19 protein-coding genes and 2 pseudogenes are annotated in these 13,909 nt (G+C 41.3%); 19 read left to right on the top strand and 2 right to left on the bottom strand.

The genetic code is table 11. The features are described from left to right. Nucleotides 1-19: 19 nt before the first annotated feature. The gene (locus GPA07_RS13770) at nucleotides 20-775 is read right to left on the bottom strand and encodes a DUF4393 domain-containing protein (RefSeq protein ID WP_157292791.1); all 756 of its coding nucleotides are present in this window, start codon (nucleotides 773-775) and stop codon (nucleotides 20-22) included. Nucleotides 776-919: 144 nt separating this feature from the next. Here GPA07_RS13770 and GPA07_RS13765 point away from each other — a divergent pair, with 144 nt between their 5' ends. From GPA07_RS13765 to GPA07_RS13690, 17 genes and pseudogenes are all read left to right on the top strand, one after another. After that, nucleotides 920-1,093 (top strand): hypothetical protein, encoded by a 174-nt coding sequence (locus tag GPA07_RS13765; RefSeq protein WP_157292790.1) that lies wholly within the window; start codon nucleotides 920-922, stop codon nucleotides 1,091-1,093. A 151-nt stretch (nucleotides 1,094-1,244) separates the two neighbouring features. Beyond that, complete coding sequence (locus GPA07_RS18680; protein WP_198303824.1) at nucleotides 1,245-1,412, top strand: hypothetical protein; 168 nt, start codon at nucleotides 1,245-1,247, stop codon at nucleotides 1,410-1,412. A 48-nt stretch (nucleotides 1,413-1,460) separates the two neighbouring features. Beyond that, nucleotides 1,461-2,180, top strand: a complete 720-nt coding sequence (gene terS / locus GPA07_RS13760) for a phage terminase small subunit (RefSeq protein ID WP_157292788.1) — start codon at nucleotides 1,461-1,463, stop codon at nucleotides 2,178-2,180. Then, entirely contained in the window at nucleotides 2,180-3,484 is a 1,305-nt protein-coding gene (locus tag GPA07_RS13755) for a PBSX family phage terminase large subunit (RefSeq protein ID WP_157292786.1), read from the top strand. Before terS ends, GPA07_RS13755 begins: the two co-directional genes overlap by 1 nt. After that, nucleotides 3,481-5,009: pseudogene (locus GPA07_RS13750) on the top strand (phage portal protein). Before GPA07_RS13755 ends, GPA07_RS13750 begins: the two are co-directional and overlap by 4 nt. Then, nucleotides 5,006-5,924: pseudogene (locus GPA07_RS13745) on the top strand (phage minor head protein). Before GPA07_RS13750 ends, GPA07_RS13745 begins: the two co-directional pseudogenes overlap by 4 nt. A gap of 42 nt (nucleotides 5,925-5,966) precedes the next feature. Continuing rightward, complete coding sequence (locus tag GPA07_RS13740; RefSeq protein ID WP_157292784.1) at nucleotides 5,967-6,548, top strand: hypothetical protein; 582 nt, start codon at nucleotides 5,967-5,969, stop codon at nucleotides 6,546-6,548. A gap of 34 nt (nucleotides 6,549-6,582) precedes the next feature. Further along, nucleotides 6,583-7,749, top strand: a complete 1,167-nt coding sequence (locus GPA07_RS13735; protein ID WP_157292782.1) for an XkdF-like putative serine protease domain-containing protein — start codon at nucleotides 6,583-6,585, stop codon at nucleotides 7,747-7,749. 23 nt (nucleotides 7,750-7,772) lie between these two features. Further along, entirely contained in the window at nucleotides 7,773-8,696 is a 924-nt protein-coding gene (locus GPA07_RS13730; protein WP_008361939.1) for a phage major capsid protein, read from the top strand. A 5-nt stretch (nucleotides 8,697-8,701) separates the two neighbouring features. Then, nucleotides 8,702-9,073 carry a YqbF domain-containing protein gene (locus tag GPA07_RS13725; RefSeq protein WP_157292779.1) on the top strand — a complete coding sequence of 124 codons (372 nt, stop codon included), beginning with the start codon at nucleotides 8,702-8,704 and terminating at the stop codon, nucleotides 9,071-9,073. A gap of 5 nt (nucleotides 9,074-9,078) precedes the next feature. Continuing rightward, the gene (gene yqbG, locus GPA07_RS13720) at nucleotides 9,079-9,471 is read left to right on the top strand and encodes a protein YqbG (protein WP_157292777.1); all 393 of its coding nucleotides are present in this window, start codon (nucleotides 9,079-9,081) and stop codon (nucleotides 9,469-9,471) included. After that, a complete protein-coding gene (locus GPA07_RS13715) occupies nucleotides 9,468-9,824 on the top strand; it encodes a DUF3599 family protein (protein ID WP_157292775.1) in 357 nt (118 codons plus the stop codon). Before yqbG ends, GPA07_RS13715 begins: the two co-directional genes overlap by 4 nt. Next, nucleotides 9,821-10,327 (top strand): HK97 gp10 family phage protein, encoded by a 507-nt coding sequence (locus GPA07_RS13710; RefSeq protein WP_157292773.1) that lies wholly within the window; start codon nucleotides 9,821-9,823, stop codon nucleotides 10,325-10,327. Before GPA07_RS13715 ends, GPA07_RS13710 begins: the two co-directional genes overlap by 4 nt. Nucleotides 10,328-10,331: 4 nt before the next feature. Further along, complete coding sequence (locus tag GPA07_RS13705) at nucleotides 10,332-10,787, top strand: phage tail terminator family protein (protein ID WP_157292771.1); 456 nt, start codon at nucleotides 10,332-10,334, stop codon at nucleotides 10,785-10,787. Between the two features lie 13 nt (nucleotides 10,788-10,800). Beyond that, entirely contained in the window at nucleotides 10,801-10,998 is a 198-nt protein-coding gene (locus GPA07_RS13700; RefSeq protein ID WP_157293157.1) for a YqzN/YkzM domain-containing protein, read from the top strand. Nucleotides 10,999-11,000: 2 nt separating this feature from the next. Beyond that, a complete protein-coding gene (locus tag GPA07_RS13695; protein WP_157292769.1) occupies nucleotides 11,001-12,347 on the top strand; it encodes a phage tail sheath family protein in 1,347 nt (448 codons plus the stop codon). A gap of 1 nt (nucleotide 12,348) precedes the next feature. Continuing rightward, nucleotides 12,349-12,792, top strand: coding sequence for a phage tail tube protein (locus tag GPA07_RS13690; RefSeq protein ID WP_008361958.1), 444 nt, complete (start codon nucleotides 12,349-12,351; stop codon nucleotides 12,790-12,792). 230 nt (nucleotides 12,793-13,022) lie between these two features. Here the strand turns inward: GPA07_RS13690 and GPA07_RS13685 are convergent, their stop codons facing one another. After that, nucleotides 13,023-13,130: a putative holin-like toxin gene (locus GPA07_RS13685; protein ID WP_198303823.1), complete on the bottom strand. Its 108-nt coding sequence runs from the start codon at nucleotides 13,128-13,130 to the stop codon at nucleotides 13,023-13,025. A gap of 151 nt (nucleotides 13,131-13,281) precedes the next feature. On the opposite strand from GPA07_RS13685, the gene GPA07_RS13680 reads away from it, so the two are divergent. Both GPA07_RS13680 and GPA07_RS18865 read left to right on the top strand, forming a co-directional pair. Next, on the top strand, nucleotides 13,282-13,731 hold the full coding sequence (locus GPA07_RS13680; protein ID WP_095285430.1) for a phage tail assembly chaperone: 450 nt from the start codon (nucleotides 13,282-13,284) through the stop codon (nucleotides 13,729-13,731). A 23-nt stretch (nucleotides 13,732-13,754) separates the two neighbouring features. Beyond that, nucleotides 13,755-13,907, top strand: a complete 153-nt coding sequence (locus GPA07_RS18865) for a hypothetical protein (protein WP_008361258.1) — start codon at nucleotides 13,755-13,757, stop codon at nucleotides 13,905-13,907. Nucleotides 13,908-13,909 lie beyond the last annotated feature (2 nt).

Here is a 13,909-nt window from a genome sequence, read left to right as displayed (position 1 = left end):
AAATAAGCTCCCCACTCCATTAAACTAAACATATCTCTAAAAAATCGTCACATAGAGGTGTTTTTGTACAAATACCCTTCTTCTTATTAAGTCTAGTATCGGGTTCAGATATTTTATGTTTATTTACTTGTTGTAAGGCTAATTCAAGAGCTGGGTGAGATTCAATATAATCATAAGCACTTGAAACACTGAAGTAATTCATATAACTAATATCAACTAGACCTAATCTTTGTAAATTAGAGATTGAAGAAACTTGTTTTTTATAATCGACTTTATCATGTGAATCCATGATGTGTTGCTGTAATGTAAAATAATGTGCGTCTGATTTTACAGCTTCTAGGCTTATTAAAGGTATGTGTCTATTTTTCTGAAAAATACATAAGATTTCTGCATCTAAAGGGGATAATTGTTTGATTATCTCTACAAATGACGGATGAGTCTTAGCGTATTTTCTTTGATCTACACATGAGGAAATTAGATTTGCAAACATTTCTCTTAGGATTTCTGAATCAATATAGTACTTTGATGCCTCCAAAGCAGGACCTACTATATTTAATTGCGGTTCTATGAGAAACTCCTCAGGAATATCCTGAGTTTTATTTTGTATTCTATCAACATAATCTTCTAAATTTAGTTTGTGGCGATGTTCTTGCTTTTTAGCCCAAAGTGCTACATGACTTCCAATACCTAATTGCCATATATCTTTTAATGTTTCACCTACTGCTTGTGCTGGTTTACTAGCTGCTTCGTCAATGAATTTTGGTATTATAGCCATTATTTCCCTCCTTTTGGTGTTATTATATGTTAAAAGTCTATTGAGAACAATATGAATTAATTAATTGATTAAATTCGTTCGACAAATTTTGCGAATAGTTCCGTATGCTCACTCCCTGCCGATATAAAGATGGGAGGTGAGAGCGTGAAGACTTACACAATCACATTTGAATTAGTAACAGGCACTAAAGTTTCAATTGCTTTGCAACTGTCATCAACAAGTGAACTATACGATGTGCTTAATACTAAAGATCAATGGGTCGGTACACCATATAAGAAAGTTAATATGAGCCATGTAACTCATTATGTCATTAATTAGAATTGAATAAAAAAACAAAAAGCACCTAGTTTTCAGGTGCTTTTTTTGTTCCCTGTAAACTGCTTCCGGTGAAGAATCTCTATAAAAAGTATCGGCTTAAAGGTAGAGTGCGGCGGCAGTTTAGAGCGAACAAATTAAAGGAGTGAATGACATGACAACGGTACCGCCTTTAGGTGTTATTCCTAAGTGGCTACATGATGAACGTAGAACAGAAGATATAGCAGCAGCTATTGAACGAAGAATATCAGCAAGGTCAGAAATTCCTCTTGAGTGGTTTGAAGAGTACAACAACCTCATCAAGCACCAAGTAAAAAAATAAAGATCCCGAAACAAACACGAATCAGAAGGAGGCGGCAGGTGAATGTAAATGGAATCGAAGCACATTCAGGCGGAGAAAGATTACGTCAAAGGCATGAAATACAAGGACCTTGCCGAAAAATACGGAGTGTCGATCAACACCATAAAATCGTGGAAAAAGCGGCATGGTTGGGAAAGGAAAAAGGGTGCACCCAAAGAAAAAAAGGTGCACCCAAAAAAGGGTGGTCAACCGGGTAATGTTAATGCGTTAGGCAATAGCGGGGGAGCAGCACCAATACAAAACCAAAACGCAAAGACACACGGCTTTTACTCAAAGCACATGTCAGCTGAAGCGTTTGAGATCATGCAGGACATTCAGGAGTTTTCGCCCGTTGATCTGCTGTGGGAGCAAATACAGATTCAATTTACCGCTATTGTGCGAGCACAGAAAATAATGTTCGTTGAAAGCAAAGATGAAATGATTAAAGAGTTGAAAAAGAAAAAGTCAGTCGTTTCAGATTCTACTGATATTGAGGAAGAAGAATACGAGTTTCAATTTGCTTGGGATCGTCATGCTACATTCCTAAACGCTCAATCAAGAGCGATGGGAGAGCTGAGAAGCTTGATAAAACAGTTTGAGGGTTTAGCGCATGAGAAAGATGAAAGACGGCTTAAATTGAAGCAGATGAGGCTTAATATTGACAGAACAAAAGCTGAAGTGGAACGGCTTACAGATAATAAAGAAGATCAAACGTTTGAAATCATCATCAAGGATAAGGGGGACCGTTGATGGAAAAAGAAGTGAATCCCCACTTTAGAAAATTTCTTTTTGATTGGGATCAAAAGTTTCAGTTCCTAGTGGGTGGTTACGGTTCATCTAAGAGCTATCACATTGCCTTGAAACTCATCTTAAAGTTACTGGATGAAAAGAGAACAGCCCTTGTGATTCGTGAAGTCTATGACACACACAGGGATTCAACCTTTTCGCTGTTTGAAGAGATCGTAAATGAACTTGGGCTCGATCATGTGATCCAGTGTAGAACATCACCGCTCATGCTTAAATTCCATAATGAGAGCCGGATCATCTTCAAAGGGTTGGACAAGCCAGCCAAATTGAAGTCGATCAACAACATCTCGATCATATGGATTGAGGAATGTTCAGAAGTGAAGTACGAGGGATTCAAGGAGCTGCTTGGTCGTTTGCGTCATCCAACGCTGCAGCTGCACATGATCCTATCGACGAACCCTGTCGGCCAGGATAATTGGACGTACAGACATTTCTTTAAGGATGATCAAAACAATCGCTTCATCCTGGATGATGAAAGGTTATACAAAGAGCGAACGATCGCTATCAACGATACGTACTATCACCACTCGACGGCAGAAGATAACCTATTTCTACCTGTGAGCTATATCAAGCAGCTGGATGAACTGAAAGAATACGATCCCGACCTTTATCGAATTGCCCGAAAAGGTCATTTTGGCATAAACGGAATTCGTGTTCTGCCACAATTCGAGGTGCAGCCGCATGAAGATGTGATGTTGGCCATCTCAAATATTAATCGTCCTTTGCTTAGAGCGGGCATGGACTTTGGTTTCGTTGATTCATATAACGCAGTTGTCAGGTTGGCTGTGGATCACGAGAAGAAGTATCTATATATCTATTGGGAGTATTACGATCGTGGTAAGACCGATGATGTTACTGTCGAGGATTTGAAAGAGTTCGTCGAAACAAAAGAGCTGATCAAGGCTGATAATGAGCAGAAGACAATCGCATATTTCCGCAAGATGGGATACAACATGGTGGCCGCTCATAAGTTCCAAGGATCACGCTTGCAGTACACCAAGAAGATCAAGCGGTTCAAGAAAATCATATGTTCTGACTCATGCAAAAACACGATCTATGAGCTTCAGCCGCTCACGTACAAGACAGACAAGCGCGGCAATATCATAGAGGACGAGTTTCAGATTGACCCTCATACTTTTTCAGCCATCTGGTATGCGTTAGATGATTATGAGGTCACCGATCTGAAAGAACAGCCTAAAGAGCGGACACGTCCGAACAGAGATAGGAGGTCGATGAGAAGGCTATGACAAAACATGTGAAAGCTACTGTGTTTAAAGCAGACATCTCTCAAACTACGAAACAAATTCATGATGATAGTTTTAACTATGAGGCTGATGGATTGATCGAGCCGCCGTACAATATCACAGAGCTCAAACAAATAGCTGAGTATTCTACCATTCTTCAGCAATGCATCGATGCGTATAAAACAAACATTCTAGGTTTTGGCTTAGGAATTGAATATGTCTTTGATTTCAACGCTGAGGATGCACCAGAAGGAAAGAAAGGCGCTGCTGAAAAAGAATGGACGAGGCTTGAGGAACTTGTACGATACATGAACTATGATGAATCAGCCGAAGTGGTTCTAGGATATGTGATAGAAGATCGAGAGCGGACAGGGAATGGCTTTCTTGAAGTGTTACGTAATGGTACAGGGCAACCAGCTGGGATCGAGTATTTGGATGCTCAACACATGCGAATATGTAAGATAGGCGATCCTGTCGAAATTGACTTTAAATATACCGATCAGGGTCAAGTCAAATCTCTCAAAAGAATGAAGCGGTTCAGAAAGTATGTGCAGCAGGTCAACACTAAAAAAGTTTTCTTTAAGGAATACGGAGATCCAAGAACAATGAATGCATCTACAGGAGAATATAGCGAAAAAACCCCCCCTGAACTTGTAGCAAGCGAAGTCATTCACTTCAAGATCGGCAGCGGTACATATGTGTTCCTCGCTGGATTGGTAACATCGTCAATATGTACGGAGCGCGAAAAGCTGAAGAGCTGAACTACCTGTACTTTAAACAAGGTCGTCATGTGCCGGCTGCAATTACTGTAGAGAATGGAATGCTATCTGAAGCATCATACCAACAGTTGCAAGAGTACATGAATGGCATCGAAGGTTCAGACAATGCACATAAATTCCTTTTGCTTGAAGTCGAAGGGATTCCTAAAAAGAAAAAGGACGAAGTAAGCAATGACGAAGACCCTGCACCTGTGAAAGTTGAAATAAAATCACTGGCGGAGATTCTTCAGGAGGATGCGCTGTTCCTTGAATATGATGAGAAGACGAGAAACAAGATACGTTCCTCATTCCGTCTGCCGCCGATCTACACAGGCGAATCACAGGACTATAACAAGGCGACAGCTGACACCGCTCGAAAAACGACAGAAGAACAGGTATTCCAGCCGGAGAGAATGATCATCACTGGCAAACTCAATACACTCTTTCTTCCTGATCTTGATCTCTGGCATGTGCGACTCATATTAAATGGTCCTGATTTTCGTGATCCGCTCGAAATTGCAAAGGTTCTTACACCGTTTATTCAAGCAGGAGCGGTTTCACCGAATGACCTGCGTGATCTGGCTGGCCGTATTCTTGGTAAGACACTTGAAGAATGGCCAGAGGAAGAATATCACCGACCGATTGAGACTAAGCCAAAGGTATCAAATAGCTTTCTTGATACGGTTCTTCAAAAGTCTGCAGGTTCCCAAGAAGATCTGATTCATCTCTTAAAAGATGTCAGGGATGAACTAGAGGAGATCCGCAAATGAGCAAGATCGATCAGCTGATAAAAAACATCAATACCTTTGTACAAAAAGCGGAGGCAGATGAGGTCGAGGAACTCAAAGCGGCAGTGGCTGATTTCCCTGAACTGGAGGATATCCCTTCTTTGGTGGAGGAATATGAGAAAACCATCGCTAGATTGTTCAGATTGCAGCGCAGGACGTTTTTAAATGCTCTGAATGGTTTTATATCCAAGGACGATTCGGAGACGTTAGAATCAATTCTAGCGTTCTTTCAAAATGACTTGTTTGCAGCTGATGAATTTGCGGAGCTATTTGGAAAAGAAACGGCCATTTTCTTGACGCTGACAGTCACGCAGCTGGCTGAGAAGATCATGCATTCCATCGATGCAGATATTCCATTCAAGGTGCTTTCTGAGAAAACTGAACAGTGGATTGAATCATGGTCACAGGAGTTGGCGCAGCTTATGCAGCTGAATACTCATACAGCCATTGAGCAAACGCTGAAAGAGGGTATAAAAGAAGGTCGCTCTATCCAAGAGATTGAACTGGAGCTGAAGGACCTTCCTGAATTCAGCCGCAAGCGCGCACGTGTGACGGCGGTCACAGAAGTGTTGACCGCTTCTTCCGTTGCTCAACATGAATCCTATGTCCAATCTCCAGCTGTGACGGCAAAGCGATGGAAGCACAGTGGCGGGAAGAAGAATCAGTCCAGAGAAAGTCATGTGCAGCTGGACGGCACGATCATTCCCCTCGATGAAGAATTTGAGATACCAGGAAGCGGAGAGCGGTGCATGTTTCCGAGAGATACACAAGCTCACGCCAAAAGAGCGAGTAAATTGTCATTGTGCGGTGGGTCCTGTGGTTGACCCAGTCATTTTAGGTTTGTCAGCTGAGGAAAAAGAAGAGATTAGAAGAAGAGTATTACAAAACATGGAATGAAATAGTATAATATCCTCATTACTTTGGGAATGAGGGGAATTTATGAATTGGATGGAATTAGTATCGAGTGTAATAAACTCGATTGCATGGCCTATGGCAATAGTTTTAATTATATTTTTCTTAAAGAAGTCAATCAAAAAACTGCTTGATGATGTTGTATCAATTAAGTATGGAAATATTGAAATTATTAGGGAATTAAAGGACTCAGCTGATAGAGTTACAAAGAATACAAACGACATTGTTGATTCAGTAGGTGTAGACGAAAAACTTGTGAATCAGCTGTCTAATTCATCAAAAACCATAGAACAACTAAATAATCAGCTAGATCAAAAAGTTTTTGATCTATATACAGTTGGTGTAAAACCTGATCATGACATTTCAACGAATAATTTTAAACATCAAATAAAACCAATAACGTATTATGCAGGATACTTATTTGATAAAGGCATCATAACGGAGGAAATCTATAAAGTTATTGAAGATTTGAATGACTTGTATGACAAATTAAATTTTAATAAAACATATAAATATGCGAAAGAAAAATATCAAGAAAATGCTCGTAAGATAATTGCTGTTCTTGATAATAAAATAAAAGAAATTCAATCAAAGACCTCTAATTCATAGTGAGGTCTTTTTCTTTTGAAAGGAGGTGAATGAATTGCCACGCGAATTGATAAATGCGAAGATCACACACGTTTCATACGTGGACAAGGCTGCTAATCAAAAGCAGTTTTTTTTCGTTAAGTCAGAAAAAGAAAATGACTTTCAAAAAGAGATCAAGGTCATTGCAAAGGCTGATGATGCGCAGCGTCTTGTTTATGGAATTGTATACGAACCCAACGTAGCTGATGCACATGGAGATTACATGACACCAGAGGAAATTGAAAAAGCCGCTCATGGGTTCCTGAAGGATGCACGTGAGATCGACAAGCAGCATGATTTCCAAGGCGGTGTCGGGGAAGTCGTTGAATCGTACATTGCTCCGTCTGACTTTGAAATGGGCGATGAGATGATCAAGAAAGGATCGTGGGTCCTTGTGACAAAGGCATCACAAGATATCTGGGACCAAATTCAGCAAGGTCACATTACAGGCTACTCAATGGCTGGAACAGCAGACATAGGTAAACAAGAGGATCACAAGCCAGCTTCTGATGAGAAGGGGCTTTTTTCTTTGCTCAAAAACTTCTTTTTATCAAAAGGAGAAGTAAAGAACAGATACGACAAAGACCGCATGCGTCGTGAGTTTTGGGCGGCACAAGATGCCTTGAATTCTGTCTTATTTAAATGGGGTTCTTACGATGACGAAGGCTTGGAGACTGATCCTGAAAAGGTTAGGACAGCACTACAAGACTTTGTGGAAATTACACAAGAGATTCTGCTTACTGATGACTTGGCTGGGATTCAAACTGATCCACCTGAAGCTGTCGCAAAAGCAGGTAAAAAGTTTTCAGCAGCTAATCTGAATGAGCTAAAAAATGCAAGAGCCGCTATTGACAACTTACTAAGTCAAGCGGAAGAGAAGGAGGAGGAAGAAGACGTGAAAAAAGAAGATCTGCAAAAGATGCTAGATGACACAATTGCACCGGTTGTAAAACGACTGGAAGACCTTGAAAAAGGAGAAGGCGAGCAGCAAACTGATCCGCAAGAAAATCAACCAGATGAAGCTGTTGCAAAAGAAATGGCCGCAGCTGTAGAAAAGGCATTGGCTCCAGTTGTTGAAAGAGTCGAAGCGCTTGAAAAAGCACGTCCGCAAGGTAATGGTGTAGAGGATGCACAACAACAAAACGTACAAAAATCTGAAACGGTATGGGGCGGCTTGCTTTAAGCCGAGAAAAAGGAGGAACTAGAGTGAGAAATCAAGAGGTAATTAACAAAGCGGAAGTGACGCTTGGGACGTTAAAAACAGGCGGTCTAATGAATCCAACCCAATCTAGCACATTTATTCGTATGGTGCAAAATGCACCAACATTGCTGCAAGATGCACGTGTCATTCCGATGGATGGCGATGCACAAAAAATCGAAAAAATCGGTTTTGGTCAGCGGATTCTTCGTCCTGGTGTGGAAGGAAAAGCAGTTCCAGCAAGTGATCGAGTTGCACCAACAACAAGCACTGTGGAGCTTAATGCAAAAGAAGTCATCGCAGAAGTGAATATTACTTATGACACACTTGAAAACAACATCGAGGGCGATGCTTTGCAAAACACCATCATGCAAATGCTGGCTGAACGAGCTGCAGTAGATATTGAAGAATTGATCTTAAATGGTGATACATCTTCATCTGATACTTACCTTGCGCAGCTTGATGGTATCCGCAAGCAAGCGACATCTCATATCGTAGATGTTGCTGGTGAACCACTTACACGCCAAGTATTCAAACAAGGATACAAAGCTGTTCCACCAAAATATTTGCGAGTCCCACAAGAGTTCCGTTTCTATTCTTCCCCAGGGCAAGAGGTCGAATGGAAAGACAAAGTAGCGGATCGTCAAACAAATTTAGGAGATGCAGCAGTACAAGGTGGGCTTTCTTCTGCATTCGGTGTTCCAGTCAAAGGAATTGCAAATATGCAACCGTATGATGCGGACGGCACAGATGTTTCAGATATTTTATTGACTCATCCAAAAAACATCATCTTGGGCTTCTCTCGTAATATCCGTATTGAGGTTGATAAAGACATCCGTAATCGTAAGTTCATTATCGTCCTTACTGCGAAGCTCGACAGCAAATTTGAGGAAGAAGATGCTGTTGCTAAGATCATCAAGGTCAAGGAGTGATCAATATGTATACAGCGGTTTTGATCAAAGGAAAGACATACTCTGTAATGGGTCATGTCTTTCTTTTAAATCAGGAGAAAGAGATTGAGAAAAAGGTATTTCAATATCTCAATGGTAATGAGTTCTTTGATTGTAAGCAGCTTGATGTTCCTGATGATGATAAGCCTGTGAAAGATGAAGAACCAAAAGAGACTGAAGAAGAACCGGCACAAGAAACAAAAACCTACACTGAATCAGAACTGAAGGGCATGAACAAAACTGAACAAGAAGCCATTGTTATTGATCTTGGCGGCGATCCGACTCAGCTCAAAGATAAGAGTGAAAGAATTGCCTTCATCCTTGAGCATCAACAGCAACAAGAAAAAAAAGGAGAGTAAGGCTGATGCTGATCTCTCCTGAAGATGTTAGGGCGTATACCGTATTCGAGAGCGTGAAAAACCGCTCGGATGAACTATTGGAAAGTGACATCATCGAAGCTGAAGCTGAGGTATTTAAGATCGTAGGTCATGAGTTCACAAGTGAAAAATATCAGCCGCTTCCTGAAAAGGCAAAGATCGCATTGATTAAAATGGCGCAGTTCTTCGCACTTATTAACGGTGATGAATCAATCATAAAAGGGTACAAGTCGGAAAAGATTGGCGACTACTCTTACACACTGGCAGACGGGGACGCCGTTACAAAGCCAGATGTGTATAACCTGTTGATAGATTTCATTGAGCCAATTGATCCACCGGAAGATCCGGCAAGTGTAAGAATGAGGTTGAGATCGCTATGAGCTATCAATCATTGCTAACGGATCGATGCGATATTTTCCATCTACAGAATAAGCAGCTGTCAAAAGATCGTTTTGGCGTGCCAGTTCAAGATGCGCAGCCGGTCTTTTCATATCCTGATGAGCCTGATCAAGTTGATCAAGCATGTTACTTCACAGAGAGAAATCAAAACATCACACAGCAGGAGCCAAACGCAATCATTCATCAATCGTACCTTGTTCATTTTCCTATTACCGCTGATGTTCGTCTAAATGACAAAGTAGTATGGGAAGGTATTACATTGAAACTGCAAAAGCCAAGGAAGATCAAGAACCATCATATAGAGGTGGTAGCGATGAGGAGTGAAAGCCTATGAGGATTGATGGTCTTGATCAATTCATAGAGGACTTGAATGCTGCGGTGAATGGCGGCTTGCAAGCAGAGTATGAAGAGTGGCTTGAAGGAATGGGTTATGAGTTCCTAGATATTGTTCAGGATGAAGTTATCCGAACAAAAACAGTGGATGCTCGACGTTTGCTCAACTCATTCCAAAAGGGAGACCAAGAAAACGTATTTTCTATGAGCAGCGGTGGTCTTACCTTGGATGTAGGGACCAACTTGGAATATGCATCTTACACAAACGATGGCCACTTTACTATTGATCCCTCCAAGAATCAGGACAGACGATGGGTTCCTGGCAGATGGTTTGGTGACCGGTTTGAATACGATCCAAACGCTGAAACAGGAATGCTTCTAAAGTTCCAGTGGGTTGAGGGCAGCGGCTATTGGGATAATGCTCTAAGCATCTTCGGGCAGATGTTTGAACAATCACTAGATCGCAAGTTGCAGCAATGGATCGATGAAAAATTTGGGCGGTGATTAGATGAATCAAGAAGTCGGCGCCATCATGAATTATTGTTACAAGCAGTTTCCGGTGAAGGTTTACGAAAAGAAAATTCCTGAACAATTTCAGGTCCCATCCATGTACTTTCCAGCAGCATGGGTCAATACAAGAAACGATACTGTTTCAACGTTCCTCAAAACATACACGCTGCATATTAAAGTGTTTCACAAAGATTCTGGACAGGCTCATGATGCAGCGGAGTCGATAGTAGATGCCTTATCAGCGGATCGGAATATCATTCAGATGGTCAGTGTAGAAGGTGAACCGCTTGATCAATATGTTCGCATTAAGAGGGCAGAGACAAGAATTGCTGATCAAGGCGTGGCAACGATTGTCCTCACATGGGATAGTGCCTATTGGTACAACCGAGATGAGCAGCCGAGCCTAGATGACATAAATTTTTCAGATGGGGTGATAAAAAGTGGCCAAGAATAAAAATGAATCACAGGTGAAAGAAGAAAAAGCCGCACCTGTTCTTACTAAAGAAGCGGCATTTTCATTTGAAGCCTTGAAAGAGCACAGCAAGGAATTGTTTGGCGTAAAGCCTGAAATCCTTGAAGGTGCTCTTTTTTATATCAAAGATCAACCAATTACAAAAACAGAAGCGAAAAAGCAGATTGATGCTTTTTTGTCTAAGGAGGTTTAAGCATGAATGGAGGTACTTTTACACCAGGTACAGAGAAAAAACGTCCTGGTATCTACTTCAATTTCAAAACCACAGCACAGCAGCGTATCACGTTAGGTGATCGCGGAACCGTTGCACTACCAATCACAATGAGCTGGGGAGAGCCGAAGACGTTCATCTCTATCTCAGGCATCGAGGACTTAAATAAAAAAGTCGGATTAAACATCGATGACAAATCACTGCTGCTCTTCCGAGAAGCGAAGAAAAAAGCACAAACCGTCTTGCTTTATCGCTTGAATGAAGGGGAGCCTGCAAAGGCTCAGATCAGCGAGAATTTCAACGTTCTTGCCAATTATGGTGGACAAAAAGGTAATGAGGTCACGATCCAAGTTACTGAAAATGTATTGGATAGCTCCAAGCGTGATGTGGTGACTTACGTTGGTACAGATATTGTTGATAAGCAGGTTGTCACTGATGTCAAAGAGCTGAAGCAAAACAAATATGTTTCATTCTCTGGTGAAGGTGAAGTGACAATCACTGCTGGTGTAACACTGAGCGGTGGGAAAAACGGCGTGCCAAGTGTCGCAGACTATACAGCTTTTTTAGAAGAAGCTGAAACAGAATACTTTGACGTAATTTCACTGCCTAATAACACTAGCGAGCAGTTAAAAGCGACATTTGTGGCCTTCGTCAAGCGTCTGCGTGATGATCAAGGACGTAAGGTGCAAGGTGTTTTACCGAACTATGAAGCTAATCACGAGGGAATTATCAATGTCACAAGTGGCGTTCTGCTAGAAGACGGCACAGAGATCACGCCAGCAAAAGCAACTGCATGGGTTGCCGGTGCAGCGGCAGGAGCCAACTTCAATCAGTCATTAACCTTTGTTGAATATGAAGGGGCTGTTGATACATTAGAGCGCCTTGATAATGATCAAGTGGAATACCGTTTATCACAAGGCGAATTCTTGTTCACGTTTGATGCGCGTGATCGCACAGTGAGCGTCGAGAAGGACATTAACTCTTTAACGACTTATACAACCGAGAAGAACAAGACATTCGCTAAAAACAAGATCATTCGTGTGCTTGATGCGATCAACAATGATCTCACACGTGAATTGAAGGATCTGATTAAGTTACGCAAAGCAAATGGAAATGACATTCCGGCATCGGATGATGGTCTGCAGCTTGTGAAAACACTCATCACGCAATATCTCACGCAGCTCCAAGATGGATCTGGAATCACTGGCTTTGATTCTGAAACGGATATCACGATCAGCTTGAATGAAGATCGTGACGGTTTCTTGATTGATCTAGCTGTTCAACCAGTTGATGCAGCTGAAAAATTCTATTTCAATGTAGAGGTGAAATAAGATGGCTTTTAAAGCGCAGAATACCATTTCAGGTAAGGAAGGGCGTCTTTTTCTCGATGGTGAGGAATTGGCATTTATCAAAACCTTTGAAGCAAACGTGGAGAAAAACAAATCAGAAGTTAACGTTATGGGCCGTCGTATGACCGGTCACAAGACAACCGGTGCGAATGGTACTGGCACAGCGACTTTCTATAAAGTCACATCACGTTTCGTTCAGCTCATGCTCAACTATGTGAAGAAAGGGGAAGACCCATACTTCACTATTCAAGCTGTTCTGGATGACAAATCATCCGCTCGTGGCACTGAGCGTGTCACATTGTTTGATGTGAACTTTGATTCTGCAAAGATCGCGGGGCTTGATGTGGATTCAGAAGCACTTGAAGAAGAGGTTCCTTTCACGTTTGAGGACTTTGATCTTCCTGAGAAGCTGAAGGATAGTTTTTAATTCGTATTTGATTTATTAACAGTAGAATTATATACTTAAATATATAATTATTTGTTGCGGTTGGTTTATCTAAATCGCAACTTGCGTAGAATAAAAAGAAGCCAGGATGTTGGTAGCATCCTAGCTGAATCGTACAATTTTGGCCTATCAAGAGGGCTGACTTGTTCCAAAGTTAGAAAAATCTTTGAAAATAGACTTACCCTTTTACTTTTGGCGAGCTCAAGGGGGGTCTATTTTTTCTTTTTAAAAAGTGCCAACAGTGTCACGACGAATGTCAGAATGCTTACGGTAAAAATCCCAAAAGCAATCATTAGACTAATCGCTTCAAACGTTGACATGAGCATCACCCCCTTTCTAACGGGGATGAGCCAGACCGTCCCTTGATAAATTGTACGATGTCTATTATACATGAAAAGATTGGAAAGCACATTCAAAAAATGGATGTGCTTTTTTGTATTCAAAAAAACAAATCAAAGGGAGTTTTTAAACATGAGCGAAAAACAAACAAACAACGTATATGATCTTTCATTCTTCATGCCAGGACAAACAGCGGAAACAGAAGAAATCAAATCAATCATTTCAAAGCGCTTTGTTGATAAGAAAGGTGAAGTGATTCCATTCGTATTCAAAGCGATCACAACTGAGCGCATCGATGAACTGGAGAAAGAAAATACGACTTACAAAAATGTCAAAGGTCGCGGACGTGTGAAAGACTTGGATTCTCAACGCTTCTATGCACGTATTGCGGTTGAATCAACTATTTATCCTGACTTTAAGTCAAAAGAATTGCGCGAAGCATACAGCACACAAGATCCAGTCGAAGTGGCAAAGCGTGTCCTGTCTGTCGGTGGTGAATATGCGAACTGGTTAAACAAAGCCATTGAGGTTAACGGTTTTGAAGATGAAATTGAGGACCTTGAAACAGAAGCAAAAAACTAATAAAAGACGGGAACAAAGAGGCTGTGTATCTGTATTACTGCATGCATGAGCTTCATTACTCCCCGTCTGAACTCTTAGAGGTCTATGAAGCGCCAAGGCGTTTCAAGGGCTTTTTGTTTGGGTTAATAGCCCATAAATTAGAAGTGCTTGAAAAGGAATCGAAGAAAGGAGGATAAGA

This window comes from Bacillus sp. ms-22, assembly GCF_009759805.1.
Lineage (GTDB): Bacteria > Bacillota > Bacilli > Bacillales > Bacillaceae > Bacillus > Bacillus xiamenensis.
The sequence above is the reverse complement of the archived record's forward strand: the minus strand, read 5'-3'. Positions and strand labels throughout refer to the sequence as shown.

Bases quoted from the DNA above. Each gene is read 5' to 3' on its own strand.
- GPA07_RS13770 (WP_157292791.1), bottom strand. From the start codon at position 775: ATGGCTATAATACCAAAATTCATTGACGAAGCAGCTAGTAAACCAGCA.
- GPA07_RS18680 (WP_198303824.1), top strand. From the start codon at position 1,245: ATGACAACGGTACCGCCTTTAGGTGTTATTCCTAAGTGGCTACATGAT.
- terS (WP_157292788.1), top strand. From the start codon at position 1,461: ATGGAATCGAAGCACATTCAGGCGGAGAAAGATTACGTCAAAGGCATG.
- GPA07_RS13755 (WP_157292786.1), top strand. From the start codon at position 2,180: ATGGAAAAAGAAGTGAATCCCCACTTTAGAAAATTTCTTTTTGATTGG.
- GPA07_RS13740 (WP_157292784.1), top strand. From the start codon at position 5,967: ATGAATTGGATGGAATTAGTATCGAGTGTAATAAACTCGATTGCATGG.
- GPA07_RS13725 (WP_157292779.1), top strand. From the start codon at position 8,702: ATGTATACAGCGGTTTTGATCAAAGGAAAGACATACTCTGTAATGGGT.
- yqbG (WP_157292777.1), top strand. From the start codon at position 9,079: ATGCTGATCTCTCCTGAAGATGTTAGGGCGTATACCGTATTCGAGAGC.
- GPA07_RS13715 (WP_157292775.1), top strand. From the start codon at position 9,468: ATGAGCTATCAATCATTGCTAACGGATCGATGCGATATTTTCCATCTA.
- GPA07_RS13710 (WP_157292773.1), top strand. From the start codon at position 9,821: ATGAGGATTGATGGTCTTGATCAATTCATAGAGGACTTGAATGCTGCG.
- GPA07_RS13705 (WP_157292771.1), top strand. From the start codon at position 10,332: ATGAATCAAGAAGTCGGCGCCATCATGAATTATTGTTACAAGCAGTTT.
- GPA07_RS13695 (WP_157292769.1), top strand. From the start codon at position 11,001: ATGAATGGAGGTACTTTTACACCAGGTACAGAGAAAAAACGTCCTGGT.
- GPA07_RS13690 (WP_008361958.1), top strand. From the start codon at position 12,349: ATGGCTTTTAAAGCGCAGAATACCATTTCAGGTAAGGAAGGGCGTCTT.
- GPA07_RS13685 (WP_198303823.1), bottom strand. From the start codon at position 13,130: ATGTCAACGTTTGAAGCGATTAGTCTAATGATTGCTTTTGGGATTTTT.
- GPA07_RS13680 (WP_095285430.1), top strand. From the start codon at position 13,282: ATGAGCGAAAAACAAACAAACAACGTATATGATCTTTCATTCTTCATG.